Source organism: Buttiauxella massiliensis, assembly GCF_902500225.1.
Lineage (GTDB): Bacteria > Pseudomonadota > Gammaproteobacteria > Enterobacterales > Enterobacteriaceae > Buttiauxella > Buttiauxella massiliensis.
Map to the genome: position 1 here is coordinate 111,073 of NZ_LR722651.1, position 23,759 is coordinate 134,831.

The 23,759-nt window shown below is 53.1% G+C and carries 22 protein-coding genes and 1 riboswitch; of the genes, 11 read left to right on the forward strand and 11 right to left on the reverse strand.

The window, feature by feature from the left end; translation table 11 throughout:
* Positions 1–21: 21 nt before the first annotated feature.
* From rhaM to rhaB, 5 genes are all read right to left on the reverse strand, one after another.
* Entirely contained in the window at positions 22–336 is a 315-nt protein-coding gene (gene rhaM, locus GC128_RS07095) for an L-rhamnose mutarotase (protein WP_151993714.1), read from the reverse strand.
* Positions 333–1,481, reverse strand: a complete 1,149-nt coding sequence (gene fucO / locus GC128_RS07100; protein ID WP_151993715.1) for a lactaldehyde reductase — start codon at positions 1,479–1,481, stop codon at positions 333–335. The genes rhaM and fucO overlap by 4 nt, the downstream gene beginning before the upstream one ends.
* Before the next feature lie 11 nt (positions 1,482–1,492).
* Positions 1,493–2,317: a rhamnulose-1-phosphate aldolase gene (rhaD, locus tag GC128_RS07105; protein WP_151993716.1), complete on the reverse strand. Its 825-nt coding sequence runs from the start codon at positions 2,315–2,317 to the stop codon at positions 1,493–1,495.
* Between the two features lie 99 nt (positions 2,318–2,416).
* Positions 2,417–3,676, reverse strand: coding sequence for an L-rhamnose isomerase (rhaA, locus tag GC128_RS07110; protein ID WP_151993717.1), 1,260 nt, complete (start codon positions 3,674–3,676; stop codon positions 2,417–2,419).
* A complete protein-coding gene (gene rhaB / locus GC128_RS07115) occupies positions 3,673–5,145 on the reverse strand; it encodes a rhamnulokinase (protein WP_151993718.1) in 1,473 nt (490 codons plus the stop codon). Before rhaB ends, rhaA begins: the two co-directional genes overlap by 4 nt.
* 300 nt (positions 5,146–5,445) lie before the next feature.
* On the opposite strand from rhaB, the gene rhaS reads away from it, so the two are divergent.
* Together rhaS and rhaR are read left to right on the forward strand one after the other, a co-directional pair.
* Positions 5,446–6,282: an HTH-type transcriptional activator RhaS gene (gene rhaS, locus GC128_RS07120; RefSeq protein ID WP_151993719.1), complete on the forward strand. Its 837-nt coding sequence runs from the start codon at positions 5,446–5,448 to the stop codon at positions 6,280–6,282.
* 74 nt (positions 6,283–6,356) lie between these two features.
* Positions 6,357–7,232 carry an HTH-type transcriptional activator RhaR gene (rhaR, locus tag GC128_RS07125; RefSeq protein WP_151993720.1) on the forward strand — a complete coding sequence of 292 codons (876 nt, stop codon included), beginning with the start codon at positions 6,357–6,359 and terminating at the stop codon, positions 7,230–7,232.
* Positions 7,233–7,327: 95 nt separating this feature from the next.
* On the opposite strand, the gene rhaT is transcribed toward rhaR, so the two are convergent.
* Both rhaT and GC128_RS07135 read right to left on the reverse strand, forming a co-directional pair.
* A complete protein-coding gene (gene rhaT / locus GC128_RS07130; protein ID WP_151993721.1) occupies positions 7,328–8,362 on the reverse strand; it encodes an L-rhamnose/proton symporter RhaT in 1,035 nt (344 codons plus the stop codon).
* 227 nt (positions 8,363–8,589) lie between these two features.
* Entirely contained in the window at positions 8,590–10,011 is a 1,422-nt protein-coding gene (locus GC128_RS07135; RefSeq protein ID WP_151993722.1) for an L-fucose/L-arabinose isomerase family protein, read from the reverse strand.
* A gap of 398 nt (positions 10,012–10,409) precedes the next feature.
* Between GC128_RS07135 and sodA the strand changes: the two genes are divergently transcribed.
* Together sodA and yiiM are read left to right on the forward strand one after the other, a co-directional pair.
* Positions 10,410–11,030 (forward strand): superoxide dismutase [Mn], encoded by a 621-nt coding sequence (sodA, locus tag GC128_RS07140; RefSeq protein WP_034460735.1) that lies wholly within the window; start codon positions 10,410–10,412, stop codon positions 11,028–11,030.
* 70 nt (positions 11,031–11,100) lie between these two features.
* Positions 11,101–11,775, forward strand: a complete 675-nt coding sequence (gene yiiM / locus GC128_RS07145) for a 6-hydroxyaminopurine reductase (protein ID WP_151993723.1) — start codon at positions 11,101–11,103, stop codon at positions 11,773–11,775.
* A gap of 64 nt (positions 11,776–11,839) precedes the next feature.
* On the opposite strand, the gene cspE is transcribed toward yiiM, so the two are convergent.
* The 4 genes from cspE to GC128_RS07165 all read right to left on the reverse strand — a co-directional run bounded on the left by cspE (position 11,840) and on the right by GC128_RS07165 (position 13,811).
* A complete protein-coding gene (gene cspE, locus GC128_RS07150) occupies positions 11,840–12,052 on the reverse strand; it encodes a transcription antiterminator/RNA stability regulator CspE (protein ID WP_034460397.1) in 213 nt (70 codons plus the stop codon).
* Positions 12,053–12,320: 268 nt separating this feature from the next.
* The gene (locus GC128_RS07155; RefSeq protein WP_151993724.1) at positions 12,321–12,659 is read right to left on the reverse strand and encodes a hypothetical protein; all 339 of its coding nucleotides are present in this window, start codon (positions 12,657–12,659) and stop codon (positions 12,321–12,323) included.
* 14 nt (positions 12,660–12,673) lie between these two features.
* Positions 12,674–12,943 carry a hypothetical protein gene (locus tag GC128_RS07160; RefSeq protein ID WP_151993725.1) on the reverse strand — a complete coding sequence of 90 codons (270 nt, stop codon included), beginning with the start codon at positions 12,941–12,943 and terminating at the stop codon, positions 12,674–12,676.
* 157 nt (positions 12,944–13,100) lie between these two features.
* Entirely contained in the window at positions 13,101–13,811 is a 711-nt protein-coding gene (locus GC128_RS07165) for a DUF3053 domain-containing protein (protein WP_151993726.1), read from the reverse strand.
* Positions 13,812–14,126: 315 nt separating this feature from the next.
* Positions 14,127–14,221, forward strand: a riboswitch (guanidine-I (ykkC/yxkD leader).
* 60 nt (positions 14,222–14,281) lie between these two features.
* Between GC128_RS07165 and GC128_RS07170 the strand changes: the two genes are divergently transcribed.
* The 7 genes from GC128_RS07170 to GC128_RS07200 all read left to right on the forward strand — a co-directional run bounded on the left by GC128_RS07170 (position 14,282) and on the right by GC128_RS07200 (position 23,538).
* On the forward strand, positions 14,282–15,337 hold the full coding sequence (locus GC128_RS07170) for a putative urea ABC transporter substrate-binding protein (RefSeq protein ID WP_151993727.1): 1,056 nt from the start codon (positions 14,282–14,284) through the stop codon (positions 15,335–15,337).
* A 14-nt stretch (positions 15,338–15,351) separates the two neighbouring features.
* Complete coding sequence (locus GC128_RS07175; RefSeq protein ID WP_151993728.1) at positions 15,352–16,164, forward strand: ABC transporter permease; 813 nt, start codon at positions 15,352–15,354, stop codon at positions 16,162–16,164.
* Positions 16,165–16,173: 9 nt separating this feature from the next.
* Positions 16,174–16,938: an ABC transporter ATP-binding protein gene (locus GC128_RS07180; RefSeq protein ID WP_151993729.1), complete on the forward strand. Its 765-nt coding sequence runs from the start codon at positions 16,174–16,176 to the stop codon at positions 16,936–16,938.
* 15 nt (positions 16,939–16,953) lie between these two features.
* On the forward strand, positions 16,954–17,667 hold the full coding sequence (locus GC128_RS07185; RefSeq protein WP_151993730.1) for an urea amidolyase associated protein UAAP1: 714 nt from the start codon (positions 16,954–16,956) through the stop codon (positions 17,665–17,667).
* Positions 17,661–18,296, forward strand: a complete 636-nt coding sequence (locus GC128_RS07190; RefSeq protein ID WP_151993731.1) for an urea amidolyase associated protein UAAP2 — start codon at positions 17,661–17,663, stop codon at positions 18,294–18,296. The genes GC128_RS07185 and GC128_RS07190 overlap by 7 nt, the downstream gene beginning before the upstream one ends.
* A gap of 79 nt (positions 18,297–18,375) precedes the next feature.
* A complete protein-coding gene (locus GC128_RS07195; RefSeq protein WP_151993732.1) occupies positions 18,376–21,900 on the forward strand; it encodes a 5-oxoprolinase/urea amidolyase family protein in 3,525 nt (1,174 codons plus the stop codon).
* 255 nt (positions 21,901–22,155) lie between these two features.
* Entirely contained in the window at positions 22,156–23,538 is a 1,383-nt protein-coding gene (locus tag GC128_RS07200) for an MFS transporter (protein ID WP_151993733.1), read from the forward strand.
* Positions 23,539–23,759 lie beyond the last annotated feature (221 nt).

The window sequence follows — 23,759 nt, forward strand, 5'->3', positions numbered from 1 at the left end:
TCCCCTGCGAGGCCTCTCACCCTACTCCAGATAAAACACTTCTTTCAGCTCCGCACTTACCGGGCTGTTATCCGGGTTGCTCGGCATAATCTCGCTCATATGCTTCCACCAGCGCTGGCAAACTTCCGTTTGTGCGACAGCATTCCAGCGGGTTTCAGACTCAATCTCTACCGTGGCAAAAAGTAGGTGGCGTTGTGCATCAAGATAAATAGCGTAGTGATGAGCACCGTGCCCTTTAAGTACCGCTTCCAGCTCTGGCCAAATCGGCGTATGGCGACGTTGATATTCTTCATGAGCATCCGGGTTTACCTGCATCACAAAAGCTTTGCGGATCATAACGCCTCCAGATACAGCTCGCGCACTTCCTCACGGGTTGCCACGCGTGGATTACATGGCGCACATGGGTCAGCCAAAGCGTTATCCAGCCAACCTTCGATATCTGTGGTTTGAATTCCAAGCTGGCTAAAGCCAGATGGAATACCGACGCGAGTAGAAAGCGCACGAATCGCCAGAATTGCCTCAAAGCTGGCTTCTTCTTCGTTCATATCCTGAGTATTGACTCCCATCGCTGCGGCAACTTTTGCAAAACGTGCAACGGCTTTCGGGCGGTTAAAAGCTTCAATAATTGGCAGTAAAATCGCGTTGCAAACACCGTGTGGCAGGTTGTGCGTGGCACCCGGTTGATGGGCCAGCGCATGTACCAATCCAAGGCCTGCGCTGTTAAACGCCATACCTGCCAGGTATTGCCCGTAAGCCATCATTTCACGCGCTTCAAGGTTATGACCATCGTCGACTGCTTTCGGCAACCACTGGCTAATCAGGCGGATAGATTCCAATGCGTTAGCATCAGTTAACGGATGCGCGGCAACGGAAACATAAGCTTCAATGGCGTGAGTTAACGCATCCATACCTGTTGCAGCGGTGACACTTGCCGGAATATCGAGCATTACGCTTGCATCATCCACAGCAATATCCGGGATGAGGTTAGTGTCGATAATCACTTCTTTTACATGGCGCACAGAATCGGTGATGACGGCGTTACTGGTCATCTCTGCCGCCGTTCCCGCAGTGGTGTTAATCGCCACCAGCGGAACACCCGGGTTAGTGACTTTGCCAACGCCCGAATAAGCGGTTGATGGACCTGGGTTTGCAGTCAGGATCTTGACCGCTTTGGCAGTATCGATTGGACTGCCGCCACCGAAGGCAATCAGGTAGTTACAGTTGGCAGCCTGATAAGCGGCAAAGCCTTTTTGCACCAGTTCTTCGGTCGGGTTCGGGAACACTTCATCAAACAGTTCATAAGAAAGCTGGTGCTCATCAAGCGCGCTAAACAGGCTGTCTAGCAAGCCCATTTTCACCAGTTGCCCGTCAGTAATGATTAACGCTTTTCCCCAGGGTTTGGCGGCAATCAATTTCACCATATCGCCGATGGCACCTGCGCCGTGAAGGCTGATTTTTGGTAAGGCCAACATAAAGCTCATCGTCATGTTCCTTATAGTTCTAAAGCGCTTGCTAATGGGGTGACGCCAAAACGTTTACCAAGAGCGATAAGCTCGTCACGACTGATGGTTTGTTTCATGCCGCCCATGGAAATGACTTTTACCAACACTTCGGCAGACTTCTCGGCGGTGTCGATAAGACCGAATGCCTCATCAAGCGTTGGGCCACTACCGAATACCCCGTGGAACGGCCACAGCACCAGCGAGTGTTTTGCCATTTCACCTGCGGTCGCGTTGCCAATTTCATCGGTACCCGGCACCATCCACGGCAGAATGCCGACGCCGTCCGGGAATACGACTAAGCACTCAGTGCTGCCTTCCCACAGTTTGCGGGTGATGACGTCGGTTCTGTTTTCCAGCACGTAGGTCAAGGCAATCAGGTTGGTGGCGTGGCAGTGCATGATCACGCGGTCTTTCCCGCCGGTAGTTTTGATACGCACACTGTGTGACTGGAAATGCGCCGCCAGCTCAGATGTTGGCACAGCTTCGTTTTCCAGGCCCCATAAGATGTGGTAGCCGGTACCCCGGTTGTCGACTTTCACCACGCCGATATTTGCCGCCGGATCAAGTTGCACATTGCGGAAGAATTTGCCTGAACCAGTGACGATAAATGGCGTGTTAGCCAGTTCAGGCATTGGCTGGCTTAATGAGATGTAACGCGGTGCGGCGTGGAAATCAGCCTGGAATGGCGCGATATCGGCTTCATCCAGGCGCATGGTAATGTTGCCGCCATTGCGCTCGTCCCAACCTTTCAGCCAGGCATCGCTGGTTGCTTTGATCATGCCTTCTACAAACCAGGCGTTGAGGATGTTCTGCATAGTTTTGTGTTCCTGTTATTCGTCTGGCAGATGGCTCTGCCCTACGTTCGATAATAAGTAGTAGGGTGGATAAGCGAAGTGTCATCCACCGTTGAGTCGTTAAGCGCGTTTGCTCAACACGTCTTTTTCATAGCTGCGTACCGTTTTCAGCCACTGGGCATCAACCGGTGTGTCGTTGCGCTGGCAGTACATTTCCCACACCGCCGCCCACGGCAGCGATTTTTGCTCTTCGAGTAACGCCAGGCGCGCGGTGTAATCACCTTCAAGTTCCAGCTGGCGCAGCGTCTCGGTTGGCTCGAGCAGCGCGCGTAACATGGCTTTCTTCATGTTGCGCGTACCGATAACCCAGGCGGCGATACGGTTGATTGAGGCATCGAAGAAATCCAGGCCAATATGAACGCGGTCGAACAGGTCATTGCGGATAATCTCGCTGGCGATCGCCTGGGTTTCATCATCCAGCAGCACCACGTGATCGCTGTCCCAACGCACCGGACGGCTTACGTGTAGCAGCAGACGCGGCACATACAACATGGCGCTGGAGATTTTGTCGGAGATGACTTCGGTTGGGTGGAAGTGACCGGCATCCAGACACAGTGCGGTCTGGCGGCTGGTGGCGTAACCAAAATAAAACTCGTTAGAGCCGACGGTGTAGCTTTCCGCGCCGATGCCGAACAGCTTGCTTTCTACCGCGTCGATATGGTGTGCCGGGTTGAGTTTTTCGCTCATCGCTTCATCAAGCGCGGCGACTAAACGCTGGCGCGGGGCCAGACGGTCAACGGTGATATCTTTCATGCCATCCGGGATCCAGATGTTCATCACTGACGGTGTGCCGAGTTGTTCGCCGAAATACGCAGAAACTTTGCGGCTGGCTTTCACATGGTCAATCCAGAACTGGCGGATCTCATCGTTAGCGTGCGACAGCGTAAAACCGTCGGCGCTGAGCGGGTGCGAGAAGCAAGACGGGTTAAAATCCAGACCCAGTTTGTTGGCTTTCGCCCATTCCACCCAGTTTTTAAAATGCTCTGGTTTGATTTTGTCGCGGGAAACCGGTTGTTCGGATTCCAGATAAATCGCGTGCAGGTTCAGGCGTTTTGGCCCAGGAATCAGGCTTAATGCGCGTTCCAAATCCGAGCGTAATTCGGTGGCACTGCGTGCTTTACCTGGGTAGTTCCCCGTGGCCTGAATCCCACCGCTCAGCGCACCTTCCGGGTTTTCAAATCCGGCAACGTCATCGCCCTGCCAGCAGTGCATAGAAACCGGTAAACGATCGAGCTGTTGCAGTGCGGTTTCAACATCAACACCGACAGCAGCAAAGCGCTGTTTTGCCAGTTCCCAGGCTTGATCAAGAGGTGTGGTCATGCGCAAAACTCCTTACTTGTTTGAATGTTGAGCTGAAACTGCGCGATGTGGCGAGCAATTTCGCTATCTAATTGAGGGGTAAAAGATTTCAGTTCGTAGCTGGCGGCGACAATTTTGCGGAAGTCGTCGACATCAGTAATTTCGTCCAGCGCCATTAACTGGCAGCCAATATTGCCAAGCGTTGAGGCTTCAATCGGTCCGGCGAAAACAGGAATACCGCAGGCATCGGCACAAAGTTGGTTAAGCAAGGCGTTCTGGCTACCGCCGCCAACAATGTGCAGGCAGCTAAACGGGCGGCCACGGACGGCGGCCAGTTCTTGCAGCGTTTTGGCATACAGCAGCGCCAGGCTATCGAAAATACAGCGCGCCAGTTCGTTGTCGGTAAATGGCACCGGCTGGTTGCTTTCGCGGCATGCAGCCTGAATTTCGCGGCTCATGCTTTCCGGGTTAATAAAACGATCGTCGTTCGGGTTGATCACAAAACGGCAGGCAGCGGTTTTTTGAGTGCGATCGATAAGATCGGGTAGATCGGTGATCCCCAATTCTTTGGTCACGCGCTGCAAAAGCCACAGCCCCATAATATTTTTCAGTACCCGGTAGCGCCCTTCTGCACCGCCTTCATTAGTGATGTTGGCGGCTAACGCAGCACTGTTGGCGTAGGGGGTTTTGCTCTCAAAGCCCATTAACGACCAGGTGCCGGAGGAGAGATACGCCGCATCTTTGTCTTTAAGTGGCGCACCAATCACCGCGCTGGCGGTGTCGTGCGTGGCAACGGAAACCACCGGAATTTTGTTGCCTTCGCGGCAAACCCACTGGCCAATAACGTTGCCCGGATGCGTCGGTGCGCCGAACCATTTATGCGGCACGCCCGCCCAGTCGAGCAGCGTTTCATCCCAGTTGTCGCTGTTGATATTCACCAGTTGTGTGGTGGTGGCGTTGGTGTATTCCCAGTTCAGCGCGCCGGTCAGGCGGAAGCAAAAATAGTCCGGGATCAGCAACGCGTGTTCAACGTTATCGAGCAGTTCTGGCTGCTGTTCCACCAGCGCACGGAGTTGATAAAGCGTGTTGAACGGCATGAACTGGATGCCCGTACGACGGTAAATCTCGTCACGGCCAAGTTGATTGAACGCGGTATCCATCACGCCATCGGTGCGGCTGTCGCGGTAAGAAACTGGCTGCCCAACGCGATTACCGTCGCGGTCAATCAGCACGTAATCCACGCCCCAGGTGTCGATGCCAATGCTGTCGATGGCGATGCCTTCGTCGCAGGCTTTTTGCAGGCCGGTACGGATTTCACCTTCAAGCGCATCGACGTCCCAGACGGTAGAACCATCGATCTGTTTTAAGCAGTTGGTAAAACGATGAATTTCACGCAGACAGATGCTGCGGGTTTCACGTTCAAAGCGTGCCAGCATGACACGGCCGCTTGATGCGCCCAGGTCTACCGCAACACTATGGCGTAGAGTCATTTTGGGGGTCCTTGCTAAATGAATTGCCCCCACTCTAAAAAGTTACGCTGTCGTGCACCTTCTCGACACTGACAGCGCCAATCAGCCGTTGGCAAAAAGGCAAAGGTGAACGTGAGTGATGTCACATATTCGTGTTTATCACCCCTAAAACCGCCCTGTGACGCCCTCCGCATTTCCTGATAATTCCCGGCATTTCTTAAAAAACGAACAGTTTTTAGCTAGTTTCGTGTCGAAACTTTAAGGTGCTGATGAGAAGCGTTATCTACTATCGAGCTACTTTAAATGAGCCTGGGGGTAATGATGACGATATTGCATGGTTTTGATTTTTTCCCATCTGGACATTCATCCGTGGCGATTGAGCCGCGTTTACCCCAGCCCGCATTCCCGGAACACCATCATGATTTTTATGAGATTGTTATCGTAGAACACGGTACTGGAACGCATGTTTTTAATGGTCAACCGTATACGTTGAGCGGGGGCTCCGTCTGTTTTGTGCGTGACCACGACCGCCATTTGTACGAACAGACCGAAAACCTCTGCCTGACCAATATTCTGTATCGTGCACCCGATGCGTTTTGCTTTTTGTCCGGACTCGATAAGCTGCTGCCACAGGAGCAGGACGGCAATTATCCATCCCACTGGCGCGTGAACCAGGCGGTGTTGCAACAGGTTCGCGGTTTGATTGAAAAGTTTGAACAGATTGGTGAAGCAGCGGATACCCACGCCGTCGCTAACCGTGAAATTCTGTTTATGCAACTGCTGGTGTTGCTACGCAGAGGCAGCATGATGGAAGGTGCTACCAACTCGGAAGGCCGCTTAAACCAACTAATGGCGTGGCTTGAAGACCATTTCGCCGAGGATGTTTGTTGGGAGCAACTGGCCTCGCAATTCACCCTTTCCCTGCGCACGCTGCATCGCCAGTTAAAACAGCAAACCGGCATGACACCGCAGCGTTATCTCAACCGTTTACGCCTGATGAAAGCCCGGCACCTGCTGCGCCACGGCGAGGAGAGCGTAACGGATATCGCCTTCCAGTGCGGGTTTGGCGACAGTAACCATTTTTCGACGCTTTTTAAGCGCGAGTTTTCCTGGTCCCCGCGTGAGATTCGCCAGGGGCGCGACAGACAACTTCAGTAATCGCGAAGGCAGTCACCGTTTTTTTAGCCAAAAAAGCCAATACTTTCTGATTGTTCTGGTTTTGAGGTATTGCTGTGGCGGGTCATTTAGTTCTCAAAAAAGCAGATTTTTTCGCCTCCACCGCACAACCCGTAGCGGTGGCCGACCGCTATCCGCAAAACGTCTTTGCCGAACATACCCATGATTTCTGCGAACTGGTGCTGGTGTGGCGCGGCAACGGCCTGCACGTTCTCAACGACCGCCCATATCGCATCACCTGCGGCGACCTGTTTTATATTCGCGCCGAAGATCGCCATAGCTACGAATCCGTCAACGGGCTGGTGTTGCATAACATTATCTATTGCCCGGAACGGTTAAAACTCAACGTTGACTGGAGCGAACTGCTGGATAACACGGCAGCTTCTGGAAAAGACCCGCGCTGGCGTTTGAGCAGCCATGGCATGGCGCAGGCACGCCAGTTAATTGGCCAACTGGAACACGAAAGCGTGAAGCCCGATGCGCTGTCGTTGTGTTTGACGGAAAGCCTGTTTCTGCAACTGTGTATTCTACTGCGTCGCCACCGTTACAAATCTCAGGATGCCGCTGGGCCAGACAGCAACGAAACCCTCGATTTATTGATGGCTGCGCTTGGGAAAAGCCTCAACACGCCTTTTGAACTATCGCAATTTTGCCAGCAGCATCAGCTGGCAGAGCGCTATTTGCGACAGTTTTTCCGCCAACAAACCGGCATGTCCATCAGTCAGTATTTACGCCAGCTAAAGATTTGCCAGGCGCAGGATTTATTGCGCCATAGCGAGCTGTTGATTGGGGATATCGCCACACGGTGCGGCTTTGAGGATAGTAACTACTTTTCAGTGGTGTTTACGAAAGAGACGGGGATGACGCCACGAATGTGGCGTCAACGGTACACGCTTCAATTGGATACCCTAAATAATTCAAGTTGCAGGTAGGCGGCAAAGGAACTTATCCCCAGGAGCTTACTAAAGTAAGTGACTGGGGTAAGTGAGTGCAGCCAACAACCCTGCGACTTGAAGTATGACGGGTATTACGCCGCCATACCTAATCCCACGATATTCGCGGCAATAATAATCACCACACAACCGATGCTCAGTACACCAACAGGCTTTCTGCCTGCTGACTTCCACTCTTTCATGATCAAGCCGACCAAACCGCCGCACAGCACATAGAAACTCATATGCAACATCCAGCTCATGTAGTCGTATTGCGCAGGAATTTTGGCGTGGCCCCAGGCGTAGAAGAAGAATTGCAGATACCACATCAAACCGGCAAGGGCTGCGAAAAGCACGTTGCTGATGATCAGCGGTTTTGCCAGTGAGAAGTCGGCTTTTATCGACAAGCTCTGCATTTTTGCCAGACGAATGAAGCAGTAGCCGAGGTTAATCACCGCGCCGCCACCCATAATGATGACGTAACTAGGCAGCGCGACATACAGTGGGTCAACGCCCAATGCTGCTGCGGCCTCATGCATCGGTTTTGCGGCGTCCATCGCAAAAGACATACCCGCCGAGAAGATGCCGCACATTACCGCCAGTATCAGACCTTTTTTCAGGTTGAATTCTTCGGCTTTAATGCCCATTTTGCGTTCTTTAAGTTGCCCTGCGCGGGTGACAATCGCCACGCCCACCAGTGCCACCAGAACGCCCAGCAGTGTCATGCGCCCGCCAGGTGTGCCGATTAAAACATCAAATTTTCCGGCAATAATTGGCGTCATTAACGTACCGACAATCAGCGTGATACCAATTGCGATGCCGATGCCCATCGACATGCCGAGATAGCGCATCGTCAGGCCGTAGTTAATGTTACCAATGCCCCACATCGCACCGAACAGGAAGACTGGCAGCAGGGTTGAAGCGTTAAACGAACCGTAGTAAGCCCAAAAATCAGGAAGCAAAATGTAGCTGACCAGCCATGGCAGGATTATCCACGAGACGAAACCGCCAACGGCCCACATGGTTTCCCATGACCAATGCTGTACTTTCTTAAAAGGGGCGTAAAAGCAGGCGGCGCTTGCAGCACCCACCAGATGCCAGATTATCCCCATTGTTATTGCGTTACTCATTTTCTATCCCTCTGTTTTAGCCAAAAACGCAGGGGTGACAACTGGCAACCCCAATGCCATTGAGTCTAAAGAGTGAACAATGGGCGAACCTTCCATGTACTGCCGCCGCAGGGGTAAAGCTGGCAAAATTCAGGGGGTAGGATTGATGGGAGTCACAGTTCTTTATATCCCTTCAACCTGTTTTTGTAGGGTGGATAAGCGGTACGCGTCATCCACCATTTCTCGGATTAGCAGATTTTCACGCTTTGCACACCAAGCAACCAGGCGAGTTTTTCCAGAACCTCACCCTGATGCCCAAGACCAATTGCACAATGATGAGCTGGCCCGCCGAGGCACCATTGGGTGGTGAAATCACGAGCATTTAACGGGAAACGGTAGCGGCTGTTGGTGTTGCCGATATCCAGCACTTCGCCCGGCACGGCTTCACCTTCGGCGTACTGCAAACGCACACCGTTTTGTGCATCCTCAACAATAGAAAGGAAAGTTACCGGGCCGGGTTTCACCGTCATCTGAATCGACACGCCTTTCCCCGGCTTGCCATGGTAAACCGGCAGAGGAACAAGGCGCACATCTCCTTCGGCCATTAGCGGATGCGCCGGGCCATCATGTCCCCAGAGCACTACATCATCTTTAAACTCAATGCCATAAGGTTCCGAAAACGAGCCACCCGCCCCCAGAAGTTGCTGGATTTTCATCGCCAGCACGTTTTTGATTTCATACTCCCCGGCGACCGGAACGCCGCGCTGAGTCAGCAGCGTGTTGCCGAGAATAATTGAAGTAATTATGTTCTCGTAAGCGTTGCCGTTGCGTCCTTCGTAGTAATAGGCCAGCGCGCCGAGGCGGTTGTTTTCGATGAGTTTGTCCATCGCACAGGCGGTTTGCACCGCGCGTTCCAGTTCGACCTTTTCACAAGACGGATCGATTTGCAGCGAGGATTCAACTTCCTGCCATTTTTGTGCGCAGGTCTCAGGCGTGACTTGCTCGCGATATTCCGCCAGTTCGCACATTTCCAGCGGCTTGAAACGCACGCCGAGCTTTGCGCTCAGGTTGGTCATGTTGCTGTAAACATCTACCATGCCATCGTAATAGTGACCCAGAACGCCCACCTGGCAAGCAGACAACCCTTTTTGTACTTCCAGCGCCTGTAGCCATTGCGAGGTTTGCTCCCAGACATAGTCATCACCTTGTAATGCACCAACGATAAGTTGATAACGAATACCTGCGCGATTAAATACGTTCGCCAACTCTGGTGCGCTGCACGCCTGGCAATGAGCAAGCCACTCACCGGTACGTTGACCGCGATCGGTCATGTCATGGATTTTTGCGTAGGGCAAACCTGGCTCCGGTTGCAGCGCCAGGATAATCACTGGCTTATTTATTTTTTGCACCAGCGGCAGGACGGTAGAACTCAGGGCGTAGGTACTGATATACAGCACGATGGCATCGACCGGCTGGCTTTGGAGTTGCGTAGCAAACGTATCTGCATTGGCGACGCTATCAATCAGCCCACCGTTAATGACAGTGGCGTTAAGCGTTGTGAGGCGTTGGTCAATGTGCTGCAAATAGTATGTCAGGCGTTGTTCGAGGCCCGAAAACTGTGGCCAGTAAGTATCAAGGCCAATACCGAAAAGGGCGATATTAAGCGACATAAGGATGCTCCTGCGTATGAAGAAACGCTGACTATCACCCTAATTTTTCCGTACCGCCTTTGCCGCAATGCCAGTTTCTGAACAGCGTGGCAAAAAACGATTTATCCACCTGACAACGCTCACATTTTCGCCATCATGCCAAAAGGTTATAACCTTATAAAAACTACGGCATTGATAATCATTTTCAATATCATTTAATTAACTATAATGAACCAACTGATTACGCGGCGTTAACAGGTTATTCGCCGCTCAACTGCATACCCTAAACATTTCGAGTCGCAGGAAGGCGGCAAGTGAATGAGTCCTGATGAGCTTAGTGAACTAAGTGATTCAGGTGAGTGAACGCAGCCAACGCATCTGCGGCTTGAAAGGTGACGGGTATAAATGGAGATGAGAATATGAGCTACACCCTGCCATCCCTGCCTTACGCATACGACGCCCTGGAACCACATTTCGACAAACAAACGATGGAAATCCATCACAGCAAACACCACCAGGCGTACGTAAACAACGCGAATGCAGCGCTGGAGTCTCTGCCAGAGTTCGCAAGCCTGCCTGTTGAAGAGCTGATCGCTAAACTGGATCAACTGCCAGCTGACAAGAAAACCGTTCTGCGTAACAACGCTGGCGGCCACGCTAACCACAGCTTCTTCTGGAAAGGCCTGAAAACTGGCACCACTCTGCAAGGTGACCTGAAGGCAGCCATCGAGCGTGATTTCGGTAGCGTTGATAACTTCAAAGCAGAATTTGAGAAAGCAGCAGCAACACGTTTCGGCTCCGGCTGGGCGTGGCTGGTTCTGAAAGGTGACAAACTGGCGGTAGTTTCTACTGCAAACCAGGACAGCCCTCTGATGGGCGAAGCTGTTTCTGGCGTTTCTGGCTTCCCAATCGTGGGCCTGGACGTGTGGGAACACGCTTACTACCTGAAATTCCAAAACCGTCGCCCTGACTACATTAAAGCATTCTGGGATGTGGTGAACTGGGACGAAGCAGCAGCACGTTTTGCCGCTAAAAAATAAGTTGCATTGCAGCTGACGAGAGGCGAGCCTGATGGCTCGCTTTTTTTATGTCTGTTGCAGGGAGGTTCAGATGCACTATGCGCTAAACGTTTATATCGGCAAGATTCGTGAATATCAGGGCAGTAGGCCGAGTGCTATCGCCAAATATCAGGTCGATGGTGAACTTAAACTCACCGAACTGGGCCTTGAAGGCGATCAGCAGGCTGAAAAAGTTATTCATGGCAGGCCGGATCGCGCGTTATGCCACTACCCACGTGAACATTATCTTCACTGGGCGCGTGAATTCCCCGAACAAGCTGAGCTTTTCACCGCTCCTGCCTACGGTGAAAACTTATCGACCGAAGGCCTGACAGAAAAAGATGTCTATATCGGCGATATTTTCCGTTGGGGAGAAGCACTGATTCAGGTCACGCAACCGCGCTCACCCTGCTTCAAGCTGAATTACCATTTTGGCATTAACGATATGTCTTCTTTGATGCAGGAAACAGGTTATTGCGGCTGGCTTTATCGGGTCGTAATGGCGGGAAATGTATCGACGGAATCACCGCTTGAGCTGGTTTCTCGCGTTAGTGATGTGACGGTCGCAGAAGCGATTGCGACAGCATGGCATATGCCATTTGATGATGAGCAGTATCACCGGTTACTTTCGGCTGCGGGGCTATCCGTGAGCTGGACACGAACCATGCAGAAACGGCGACTGCTGGGGAAGATCGAAGATAATTCCCGAAGACTTTTTGGGAAATAAACCCCAGATACGAAAAAACCCGCCGAGGCGGGTTTTTAAATTCTTAGCTTTGCTAACGTTAACCTTACAGGTTAGTTACGTTACCAGCAGCTGGGCCTTTAGCACCACTTTCGATGGTGAAAGACACTTTCTGGCCTTCGTCCAGAGACTTGTAGCCATCAATCTGGATAGCAGAGAAGTGTACGAACACGTCTTTTGAGCCATCGTCAGGAGTGATGAAGCCGAAGCCTTTGTCAGAGTTGAACCATTTTACGAGACCAGTCATTTTGTTAGACATAGATATTACCTTTTAAATTAAATTTGCCTTCCGGCGCAATTGGAATGTTTTACAGATTTTTAAAGCGATAAAGGAAGGTAGATCACGTCGAAGGGTATCTATGATAACTCTTTGAGGACTGCGCTACTAAACTGCTTAAGGGTCTGTGCTTCAAACCGATGAATGCATTAACTCATATAACAGCAGTGAATAACAAGGTTTATTTTAGCCGTCCGAAGGGCTGGAGCTCAGGCCATCTGCGGTCTGGACGCTCAGAGTAGGGGTAAACTCAGTAAATAACATTGTGGCGATAGAGCGCCGATTCGAAATCTTCCTTCATGCTTGCATAGAGTAAAATGCCGATTTCAGAATGGTTGCTGTCATCATAAAAACAACGATATTCATTTTCCACATCCAGCCACTCACGAATCCTGACACCTTTGTCCGCGAGAGTACCGTTTATACGATATCGGCTTAGGTCCTCTGAAATAGCCGCAACCGAACGTAACAACAGCAATTCAATAAACGTTCCCGCAGCTTCCACACCGATAAATTGTGACTTAAAGAATTCAATATCCTGGAGGCTTTTCACCGCAGTTTCGGTAAGTACAATGTTGTGTTCCTTCACTTTATACTCTCTGTTTATTTCCTTGCGGAACGGAGTCGTTGGAGGGCCGCTTCAGGCGAAACCGTTTTCCCTTCTGTCACCTCGAGCTTAGCCTTCATCACCAGTTTTAATAGCGCGTTGCTCTGGCGCTCACGTAGGCGTTCAGCCTCTTCCAACTGGCGCTCTGCTGCTGTCTGAACAAAGAGTTCCGCGACACCGTTTTTCGTGACGTAAACGCCGCCTTCAAAAAGCTCAGGGTTGCTTAACCCTTCTCGGGCAGTCTTTTGGGACATTGTATTTGGCATGAGAACTCCTCATAACGAACAGTTAATGACGAGTTTATGAACAGCATCAGGTGGTGTCAAATTTATGACAAATTTGTACCCTGGGTAGGAATTAAGCGCGGATGTGGAATGCTAAAGCGGGAGAATATTCCCCGTCTTTCGACGGGGAAAACAGCAATTACTGCATTGAAGTTTGAGCGGCTGAATAAGCCTGCATAAACGCCTGATGCTGTGAAGTCAGCGGAGCAATCAGCGAGTTGTACTGGCTTGCCTGCTGTGAGGTTGGGAACTGAATGCCACCTGCAGTAAAGCCAACTTGAGTGCCCTGCTGCTGGATGAAGTTACCCACTTGCACCAGTTGTGCTGTGAAAGTTTGTGCCGCAGGGATCAGTGGAGCCATAGCGTCTGCCGGAGCAGTAACCACTTTCTGATAAACCTTGTCGTAAACAACTTTCAAATCGTCAGGCTGCTTTAAGGTGGAACGAGCGCTGTCTGCCTGCATTTTGGCATTTTGCACTTGTTGGCCTAACACGTTCAGTGAACCGTTAGCCTGGCTCAGAGGTTCGCGCTGAGTCATATAATCTTGTGGTACACGAATGCTGTTTACGCTGTCAGCGACTGGCTTCATGCCGTCATCCATTGCCTGGTTTACCTGTTGGGCAAAGCCATACAAAATCGCGTAATCAGAAACCAGTGGACCAAATTGCTTTTTCTGATCGGTTGTCAGCGTTGGCAGGCGTTCACCGCTGCGCATCGCTGTGTTTTGTAAGAAATCGATAAACGCTTTACGTTGATCGCCTTCTTTATCAAAACAGCCACTCAGACTCACCACCATTAAAATTGCCGCAAGCGGCGCAAACCAGCGTGACCAGGAATTACCTGTCGCCATCTTTTCTACTCCTTCACCATTCAATGCAAATACGCAAATGCGCACCCAATAATGCTGCTAAGGATAGTCCAACCTGACTTTGCAAGATACCCTTTCACAACAATCTCTTTCAGGCAGATTTGCGCTGAAATGGTGCATTTTCATACGCTAATCTGCACCTTATTGGCACATTTCCCTTCAATTGTGCACACCTCTAAATGTAGGTTAATCCTCTGTAATAAATAGATAAATTATCTATTTTTCACACCTGGCATTCATCTTGCTGATATCTGGATGCAGGGGTGATACGGGCAACCGATGTCGCTATACAATTTGGTAATGGATCACTAGGGTTCCGGTCGAAAGATGCTGGTCCGAGAGTGATCGACCGCCCTCTGGCGGTTACACGGCGGGACAAAAGCCCGGGAGGATAAGCGACCATTGCGCGCCGCCCTCCTGCACCTTTTTCCGCAACCGTCAGAGGAACCACCATGCTTAAAGCTTGCCACCGTGGAATCTTGTTTGCCGCACTCGCGCTGTTTAGTGTCAGCAGCTTTGCCGCAAAACCCTCATTTAAACTCTGCTGGTCTATCTACGCAGGCTGGATGCCGTGGGATTACGCCCAGCAAAGCGGCATCGTCAAAAAATGGGCCGATAAATACGGCATTGATATTAAGTTCGTGCAGGTTAACGACTATATCGAATCGGTGAACCAATACACCGCCGGTGGATTTGACGGCTGCACCATGACCAACATGGACGCGCTGACCATTCCCGCAGCCGGCGGCGTCGACAGCACCGCGCTGATTATTGGCGACTACTCCAACGGCAACGACGGCATTCTTTCCAAATCCGCCAAATCTATCGCTGAGCTAAAAGGCCAGCCGATTAACCTCGTCGAGCTTTCGGTTTCCCACTATTTACTCGCTCGTGCGCTGGAAAAATCGGGCCTCAGCGAGCGTGATGTGAAAGTCGTAAACACCGCCGATGCGGATTTGGTCGCGGCATTTACCACGCCGGACGTGAAATCCATCGTCACCTGGAACCCGCTGTTAGCCGAAGCGCAGAAACAGCCCAACGCCAAACTCTTGTTCTCTTCTGCCCAAATCCCCGGCGAAATTCTCGACCTGTTAGTGGTGAACACCGAAACCCTGAAAGCCCACCCGGAACTTGGCAAAGCCTTGACCGGCGCGTGGTTTGAAACGCTGAAAGTGATGCAGGGGGAATCGGAAACCGCCAAAACCGCTCGCACGCAAATGGGCCAGGCCGCAGGCACCGATTTAGCCGGGTTCGACGCCCAGCTCGCCGCCACGCATTTATTCAGCGATCCGAAACTGGCGCTCGATTTCACCGACAGCCCGCAACTGAAAGCCACCATGCAGATGGTCGCAGAATTCTCCTTTAAACACGGTTTATTGGGCGAGGCCGCGCCGTCAGCCGATGTGGTCGGCGTAGCGACACCAGCCGGAAACTGGGGCGATACCAACAACACCAAACTGCGCTTCACCGACGAGTTTCTTCGCCTCGTCGTCAGCAACGCGCTGTAAACCGGAGGTGCCCGATGCGCAAAATCATTAACTACCACCCTCAGCCAATGACCCGTGTGCTGATGGGCGCCTTGCCATTAGTCGCGGTGATTTTCTTTTACCTGGTGTCTTCTGATGCCCGCCTTGCGGCGAACAGCTACGACAAACTGCTGCCGGGATTTGATGCGATGTGGGCGGCTATTGACCGCATGGCGTTCACGCCAAGCCCGCGTACGGGCGAGTATCTGTTCTGGACAGACAGCGCCGCAAGTCTGCTGCGTTTGCTGACAGGCGTTGGGCTGAGTGCCTTTCTGGCGCTGGTTTTCGGCCTGTTTTGCGGCGCACTCCCGGTGGTTCGCTCGGTGCTTTCCCCGCTGATCACCTTGATTGCGCTAATCCCGCCGCTGGCGATTTTACCGATTTTATTCATCACCTTTGGGTTAGGTGAAGTCTCGAAAGTGGTGCTGATTGTCATCGGTATTACGCCGTTTATCGTGCGCGATTTGCAGCTTCAGGTGCAGGCGATTCCCCACGAGCAAATGGTAAAAGCCCAGACGCTGGGCGGCCACAGCGCGCAAATTCTCTGGCGCGTGGTGCTGCCGCAACTGTTGCCGCGCCTGATTGATGCGGTGCGTCTGTCGCTGTGTTCCGCCTGGCTGTTCCTGATTGCCGCCGAAGCCATCGCCGCCACCGAAGGGTTGGGTTATCGCATCTTCCTGATGCGCCGCTACATGGCGATGGACGTGATTCTGCCTTACGTGGCGTGGATTACGCTGCTCGCTTTCACCCTCGACCTGCTGCTGCGCGTGGTTAATCGCCGCTGCTTCCCGTGGTACTACGCAAAATAAGGAGGCGCTATGGCGTTGCTCGAACTGAAAAATATCGAAAAGCACTACGGCGACCAGGTAGTGCTGGAACGGCTGAATGTCAGCGTTGAAGAAGGGGAATTTGTCTCGATTGTTGGCGCGTCAGGCTGCGGGAAAACCACCTTTCTGAAGATGCTGCTCGGGACGGAATCCGCCACCAAAGGCCAATTTTTACTTGATGGCAAACCTATCTCGCAAGAACCGGATGCCCAGCGTGGCGTGGTTTTCCAGCGCTACTCGGTGTTTCCGCACCTCACGGTAATTGGCAATGTGATGCTGGCCGAGGAGTTCAGCACCGCCCGCTGGCTGGGGCGCGTGTGGGGCAAGAAGCGCCAGGAAATTCGTGAACGCGCCCGCGCTATGCTCGACCAGGTTGGCCTGTTGCCCGCACAAAACAAATACCCGCACCAGCTTTCCGGCGGCATGCAGCAACGCCTGGCGCTGGCTCAGGCACTGATGAAACAACCACGCATTCTGCTGCTTGATGAACCTTTTGGCGCACTCGACCCCGGCATTCGCAACGAAATGCATTTGCTGATCAGCGATTTGTGGGAGCGCCACCGCCTGACCATTTTCATGATTACGCATGACCTGAAAGAAGGGTTTTCGCTCGGTTCACGTCTGTGGGTGTTCGACAAAGTGCGCCACGACCCGCAAGCACCGGACCGCTGGGGTGCGAGCATTACCTACGATATCCCACTTGATAAGAAACCCGCCAGCGCGGTGGATGCCGAACCCGAACGTAAAGTCGCCTGAACTAAGGAGCCAAACATGACCTACCAAACCGAACTCCCCGCGGGCAGCCACTGGTCGCTGATCATGCGCCGTGGCACCGCGCTCACGCTCACCGACATCAGCGGTGGTGTGAACGCTGCCGCCCTGTTTTACAACCCGGAAAACCTGCTGGAGCGCTATAACGCGCCGGACACCCTGAAATGCCAGCACACCTTCCGCCTCACCACCGGGCACTGCCTGTATTCCGATATGGGGCGCATTTTCTGCGGCATCGAACAAGACAGTTTCGGCTGGCATGAGACCGTCTGCGGCAGCAGCAACGCAACGCAAATCGCACAGCAATTCGGCGCACTGGATTACCAACAGGCCCACAACGAACGCCACCAAAACGGCTACGACAGCTTCCTGATTGAATTGGCGAAATATGGTCTCGGCAAACGCGACATGGCGGCCAATATCAACTTTTTCGCCAGAGTCACCGCCAGCGACGATGGCGATTTAAAACTGGAACAGCAGGGCCTTGCGGGCGCATCCGTCACGCTGCGTTTTGCGATGGACACCTTAGTGATTCTGCATACCTGCCCGCATCCGCTGAACGAGGCAATGACTTACCCGCGCCAGGCGCTCGGCATTCAACTGGATTCCACCCGCCAACCGCTGCCAGAAATTTGCCTGCAACGTGAAGAAAACTGCCGTGGCCTGCATAACAACGAACTTTATATCCTGACTGAAGGAGCCTGCGGATGCTGACTGAAAGCCCACGCCATACAGAAACCGCAAACCTGCGCACCACGGTACACGCCGGAGATTACTGGGTTTATCGCCTGCAAGAAGGCCAGACACTGCGCATTACCGATCTGGAAGGCAACCAGGCGGCGGATACGCTGTTTTATAACGCCGACGACACCGCCGAACGCTATAGCGTAACCGACACACTGCGCGGCCAGCGCAACGTTTTCCTCACCAGTGGCAGCGTTTTACGCTCGAACGAAGACCGCCCTATGCTGGACATTGTGGCCGATACCTGTGGCCGCCACGACACCCTCGGCGGGGCCTGCGCCACCGAAAGCAACACCGTGCGTTACTCATTAGAAAAACGCTATATGCACGCCTGCCGCGACAGCTGGCTGCTCGCCGTGGCGCAGCACCCGGAATATGGCCTGACGCGCCGCGATATCACCCACAATATCAATTTCTTTATGAACGTTCCGGTCACTAAAGAAGGCGGGTTGCAGTTTGCCGATGGCATTTCAGCACCGGGAAAATACGTCGAACTGGTGGCGAAAATGAACGTTCTGGTGCTGATCTCCAACTGCCCGCAGCTCAACAACCCTTGCAACGGTTACAACCCAACGCCGATTGAAGTCGCCGTCTGGTAATCATTTAGCGCTGCGGGACGGCCCGCACTCCAGCGCCCGAATTGACAGCAGGACGACCTGCGAGCCTGAGAAACCGGTTATGTTTAAACGAGTCTTGATTGCCAACCGTGGCGCGATTGCGGTGCGTATCATCCGCACTTTGCAGCAAATGGGCATCACCGCGATTGCGGTTTATGCCGAAGCCGACAAACACTCCCAACACGTGCGCCAGGCCGATCTCGCCTTCTCATTAGGCGACGGCAACGTGCGCGAAACGTACCTCAACCAGGACAAACTGTTTGCGATCCTCAAGGAAAGCGGCGCGGAAGCGGTGCATCCGGGTTACGGTTTTCTGAGTGAAAATGCCAGTTTTGTCGAGCGCTGCGACAGTGGAAACATCGTGTTCCTTGGCCCGAGCGTTGAACAAATGGCGGCTTTCGGCCTTAAACATCGCGCCCGTGAACTGGCAGAGTTGAACCATGTTCCGCTGCTTTCTGGCAGTGGCCTGCTGACTTCGCTGGATGTCGCGCTGGAAGAAGCAAACCGCATTGGCTATCCGGTGATGCTGAAAAGCACTGCGGGCGGCGGCGGAATTGGCATGCAGTGTTGCGATAACGCATTGGCATTGAACGAAGCGTTTACCCGTGTAAAACGCCTCGCAGGCAACAACTTCTCCGACGATGGCGTCTTTTTAGAGAAATTTATCGCTCACGCTCGCCACATCGAAGTGCAAGTTTTTGGCGACGGGGCGGGCAACGTTATCGCACTGGGCGAACGTGATTGCTCGGCACAGCGCCGCAACCAAAAAGTGATTGAAGAAACTCCCGCGCCGCGATTATCTGACGCGACCCGCAGCGCCCTGCACCGCACGGCGGTCGAGCTTTGCAGCGCGGTAAATTATCGCAGCGCCGGAACGGTGGAATACGTTTACGACGACATCAGCGAGCAATTCTGGTTCCTTGAAGTGAACACGCGTTTGCAGGTAGAACATGGCGTGACCGAGATGGTTTACGGCGTGGATATTGTGAGCTGGATGGTGGCGCTGGGTGCAAATCAGCTGCCCACATTAGAATCTTTGCGCACCTCGCCGCAAGGCCATGCGATTCAGGTGCGCGTGTATGCCGAAGATCCGGCGAAGAACTTCCAGCCGGTGGCTGGGCTGTTAAGCGAAGTGATATTCCCGCAAGCGGTCGACGGCGCAAGGCTTCGCGTCGATCACTGGCTGGCGACGGGCTGTGAAGTCTCGCCGTTTTATGACCCGATGCTGGCAAAAGTGATCGTTCATGCCGATTCGCGTGAGCAGGCGCTAAGCTCACTTTCAAACGCTTTGCAGCAAACATCGCTGTATGGCATTGAAACCAACCTCAACTGGCTGCGATATTTACTGACTTTGCCAGAAGTGCAGCAAGGGCGAGTGATTACCGCCACGCTCGGAAAAGTGAACTGGCAACCTGCGACGCTGGATGTATTAACCGGCGGCACCATGACCACGATACAAGACGCGCCAGGGCGCAGCGGTTACTGGCATGTCGGCGTGCCTCCTTCCGGCCCGTTCGACAACCGTGCCTTTAACGTCGGCAATAAATTGTTGGGCAACGACGCACAAGCCGCTGGCCTGGAAATCACCTTACGCGGCCCGACGCTGCGCTTTAATCAACCGTGTGCATTCGTACTAACCGGTGCTGAAATTGCCGCAAAGCTGGATGATAAAACGGTTTCAACGGGTGTGGTCGTCAATGCCAACGCGGGGCAAGTTTTAACGCTCGGCGATATTATCGGCGCGGGTTGCCGCAGCTATTTGCTGCTGGCGGGTGGGCTGAATTGCCCGCAATATCTCGGCAGCCGCAGCACCTTTACGCTGGGTAAATTTGGCGGCCATGCCGGGCGCGCTTTACGTGCCGGAGATGTGCTGCATCTTGCCGCCGCCGAGCACCGCACCGCCGCGTCGCTTGCCGCAGAAGAGTACCCAGTGCTCAGCAATAACTGGCAACTGCGCGTGGTTTACGGCCCGCACGGCGCACCGGAGTTTTTCACCGCGCAAGATATTGAGGAGTTCTTTGCCGCCCGCTGGCAGGTACATTACAACTCAAGCCGCACCGGTATTCGCCTGATTGGCCCAAAACCGACCTGGGCACGCAGCGATGGCGGTGAAGCAGGAATGCACCCATCGAATATTCATGACAATGCATATGCTTTTGGCACCGTGGATTTCACCGGCGACATGCCGGTGATCCTTGGCCCGGACGGCCCATCGCTCGGCGGCTTTGTTTGCCCGGCAACAGTAATTAGCGATGATTTGTGGAAGCTCGGGCAGCTTAAAGCCGGGGACACAATTGAGTTTGTGGCAGTGAGTCTGGATGACCGCCCAGCTCAATCGCCAATCCTCTATCACGATCCCGCCAACAACGGCATGCCGTCCGTCACCATCCGCGCGGCGGGGGATCGCTTTTTACTGGTGGAATACGGCGAACAAGTGCTGGATATCGCGCTGCGTTTTCGCGTCCACGCGCTGATGCAGCGGCTGGAAACACATCCGCAGGAAGGCCGTCTGGAACTGACGCCGGGCATCCGTTCGCTACAAATTCATTTCGACAATCACCTTTGCCCGCGCCAGCAATTACTGGAAACGATTATCACCGCCGATCACGCGCTGGCCGATTTGCAGAACGCCAAAGTGCCATCGCGTACCGTCTGGCTGCCGCTAAGCTGGGACGATGCCGCCTGCCGCGAAGCCATCACCCGCTACACTCAGTCGGTTCGCCCCGGAGCGCCGTGGTGCCCGAGCAACATCGAATTTATTCGCCGTATTAATGGGTTGGACTCCATTGAAGAGGTGAAAAAAATCGTCTTTGACGCCAGCTATTTAGTGATGGGTTTGGGGGATGTTTACCTGGGCGCACCCGTCGCCACGCCGCTTGATCCGCGCCACCGCCTGGTCACCACCAAATACAACCCGGCGCGCACCTGGACTGCGGAAAACTCAGTCGGCATTGGCGGCGCATATATGTGCGTTTACGGCATGGAAGGGCCAGGCGGATATCAGTTTATCGGGCGAACCCTGCAAATGTGGAACCGCGACCGCCATACCGAAGTGTTCACCAAACCGTGGCTGCTGCGCTTCTTTGACCAGATTCGCTTTTACGAAGTCAGTGCCGAAGAGTTGCTGGAAATCCGCGAGCGTTTCCCGTGGGGCGACTATCCGCTGCGCATTGAGGACGGGGAATTTAGCCTCGATGCGTATCAGCAAATGCTTGAGCAAGAAGCCGAAACTATCGACACCTTCCAGCAGCAACGCCAACACGCGTTTGATGGGGAACTGGCGCGCTGGCGGGCGGAGGGGCAATTCACATTTGACAGCGCACTTGATGAAACTCCGACCAACGACGAGTTCATTCCCGACTCCTGTTGCGGAGTGGAAAGCCAGGTCGCCGGAAGCGTGTGGCAATGGCTGGTTGAGCCAGGCGAGCAGGTGAAAGCCGGGCAAACCATTGGCATTCTGGAGTCGATGAAAATGGAAATCCCGATTACCTCGCCGGTTGATGGCGTTATTCGCACCTTCCAGCGCCAGCAGGGCCACCAGGTTCATGCCGGGCAATTGTTAATGGTGATTGAAACCGCAGCATAAAAGTAAATGTTGCTTGATTGTTAAGCCCCTCACAAATCCGGTGACATCCTGTCGCCGGAAAGCCAATCTCAACCTATTAATATTTAACGGTTAAATTCATTGTCGCTACTGATACCCGCTTAATCAGTACGATAATCGCACACAAACACCTGACGATTGATTGCCCAAACGCTTGCTGAGTGGTTTGATTTAACGAACGATTAACGAATCATTGTTCGATAATCGAACACCTCAGCATCCTTCAGGACGTGCCTTATGACAAAGACAACAACGACAGATATTCAGGCATTTATTAACAATAATAAGTTTTCCAGATATCAGTGGATGATCCTTATCCTCTGTTTCATTACGGTGGCGTTGGACGGCTTCGATACCGCGATTATTGGTTTTATCGCCTCTGATCTGGTGCAGGAATGGGGCGTGCAGAAATCTGACCTTGGCCCGGTGATGAGTGCGGCATTGGTCGGATTGGCGGTGGGTGCGTTAACCGCCGGGCCAATGGCTGACCGCATCGGGCGAAAAAAAGTGTTGGTGTTGTCGATTCTGGTATTCGGTGGTTTTAGCCTGCTGACAGCATTTGCTACCAGTCTGACATCACTCGCTCTCCTGCGTTTCCTCACCGGGCTTGGTCTGGGTGCGGCAATGCCAAACGCAGCAACGCTGATGTCAGAATATGCACCGGAACGTAAACGCGCACTGCTGGTGAACCTGATGTTTGTCGGCTTCCCGATTGGTTCTTCAATGGGTGGCTTTGTCTCCGCATGGATGATCCCGCATTACGGCTGGCAGAGCGTACTGGTGCTGGGCGGCGTGATGCCACTCATTCTTTCAGTGGTGCTGATGATTTGGCTACCTGAATCCGCACGTTATCTGGTGGTAAAAAACAAGCAGCAGAAAGATATCGCCACGATTTTAAAACGCATTGCCCCGCTGCCATCAGGCGAAAACCTGCGCTTCGTGCTTAACGAAGTCGGCGGTCATATCAAAGATAAAACCGCGCTGGGCGTGATTTTCTCGCCACGATATCTGGTGGGAACCTTAATGCTGTGCCTGACCTATTTTATGGGCCTGCTGATTTTCTATCTCCTGACCAGCTGGCTGCCGCTGCTGATTCGTGAAACCGGCGCAACGCTCAGTCAGGCGTCGATTATCACCGCGCTGTTCCCGCTCGGCGGCGGCATTGGCGTGCTGATTATTGGTGCGCTGATGGACAAGCTGAACCCAAATAAAGTCGTCGCGGTGGGATATTTGCTGACTGGGCTGTTCGTCTGCCTGGTCGGTTTCTCCACCTCTAGCCTGGTGCTGATGGGCGTGATGGTGTTTATCGCAGGCACTATTATGAATGGCGCACAATCGTCGATGCCTGCGCTAGCGGCAGGTTTTTACCCCACGCAAGGGCGTGCGACTGGCGTGGCGTGGATGTTAGGGCTGGGACGTTTCGGCGGAATTCTTGGGGCGTTTAGTGGCGCATTCCTGATGCAAGCTGAACTGTCGTTCAAAACTATTTTCATGCTACTGGCAATTCCGGCACTACTTTCCGCCACCGCGTTGATGGTGAAATCCTGGGCGGGCCAGCGCACATTGGCAGAGAACCGCGCCAATAACCACGAGCTGGATAAAGTTACGCAAAAAGCATGATGGAAAAATCTATAAGCACGGCGGGCCAGTCCCGCCGTTTTGCGTAAAATGCATAACCATTTACAAATTTATACTCAAGCCCGCTCATCACAGGCTTTTCAATTCGTTATGCCGCTTAGTTTTTTTGCTGAAACGCATAAGCCTGACGCAGCAAGAAAATAGTTAGCCTGAAAACCATCGGCACGCTTTTTTTCCAACTACTCTTAATAGGCTTCTTACCG

Bases quoted from the DNA above. Each gene is read 5' to 3' on its own strand.
- rhaB (WP_151993718.1), bottom strand. From the start codon at position 5,145: ATGACTCTACGCCATAGTGTTGCGGTAGACCTGGGCGCATCAAGCGGC.
- GC128_RS07135 (WP_151993722.1), bottom strand. From the start codon at position 10,011: ATGTCGCTTAATATCGCCCTTTTCGGTATTGGCCTTGATACTTACTGG.
- GC128_RS07185 (WP_151993730.1), top strand. From the start codon at position 16,954: ATGACCTACCAAACCGAACTCCCCGCGGGCAGCCACTGGTCGCTGATC.
- GC128_RS07195 (WP_151993732.1), top strand. From the start codon at position 18,376: ATGTTTAAACGAGTCTTGATTGCCAACCGTGGCGCGATTGCGGTGCGT.
- GC128_RS07170 (WP_151993727.1), top strand. From the start codon at position 14,282: ATGCTTAAAGCTTGCCACCGTGGAATCTTGTTTGCCGCACTCGCGCTG.
- GC128_RS07175 (WP_151993728.1), top strand. From the start codon at position 15,352: ATGCGCAAAATCATTAACTACCACCCTCAGCCAATGACCCGTGTGCTG.
- GC128_RS07190 (WP_151993731.1), top strand. From the start codon at position 17,661: ATGCTGACTGAAAGCCCACGCCATACAGAAACCGCAAACCTGCGCACC.
- rhaS (WP_151993719.1), top strand. From the start codon at position 5,446: ATGACGATATTGCATGGTTTTGATTTTTTCCCATCTGGACATTCATCC.
- rhaT (WP_151993721.1), bottom strand. From the start codon at position 8,362: ATGAGTAACGCAATAACAATGGGGATAATCTGGCATCTGGTGGGTGCT.
- GC128_RS07180 (WP_151993729.1), top strand. From the start codon at position 16,174: ATGGCGTTGCTCGAACTGAAAAATATCGAAAAGCACTACGGCGACCAG.
- GC128_RS07200 (WP_151993733.1), top strand. From the start codon at position 22,156: ATGACAAAGACAACAACGACAGATATTCAGGCATTTATTAACAATAAT.
- rhaD (WP_151993716.1), bottom strand. From the start codon at position 2,317: ATGCAGAACATCCTCAACGCCTGGTTTGTAGAAGGCATGATCAAAGCA.
- rhaA (WP_151993717.1), bottom strand. From the start codon at position 3,676: ATGACCACACCTCTTGATCAAGCCTGGGAACTGGCAAAACAGCGCTTT.
- rhaM (WP_151993714.1), bottom strand. From the start codon at position 336: ATGATCCGCAAAGCTTTTGTGATGCAGGTAAACCCGGATGCTCATGAA.
- GC128_RS07160 (WP_151993725.1), bottom strand. From the start codon at position 12,943: ATGCCAAATACAATGTCCCAAAAGACTGCCCGAGAAGGGTTAAGCAAC.
- GC128_RS07165 (WP_151993726.1), bottom strand. From the start codon at position 13,811: ATGGCGACAGGTAATTCCTGGTCACGCTGGTTTGCGCCGCTTGCGGCA.
- cspE (WP_034460397.1), bottom strand. From the start codon at position 12,052: ATGTCTAACAAAATGACTGGTCTCGTAAAATGGTTCAACTCTGACAAA.
- sodA (WP_034460735.1), top strand. From the start codon at position 10,410: ATGAGCTACACCCTGCCATCCCTGCCTTACGCATACGACGCCCTGGAA.
- yiiM (WP_151993723.1), top strand. From the start codon at position 11,101: ATGCACTATGCGCTAAACGTTTATATCGGCAAGATTCGTGAATATCAG.
- fucO (WP_151993715.1), bottom strand. From the start codon at position 1,481: ATGAGCTTTATGTTGGCCTTACCAAAAATCAGCCTTCACGGCGCAGGT.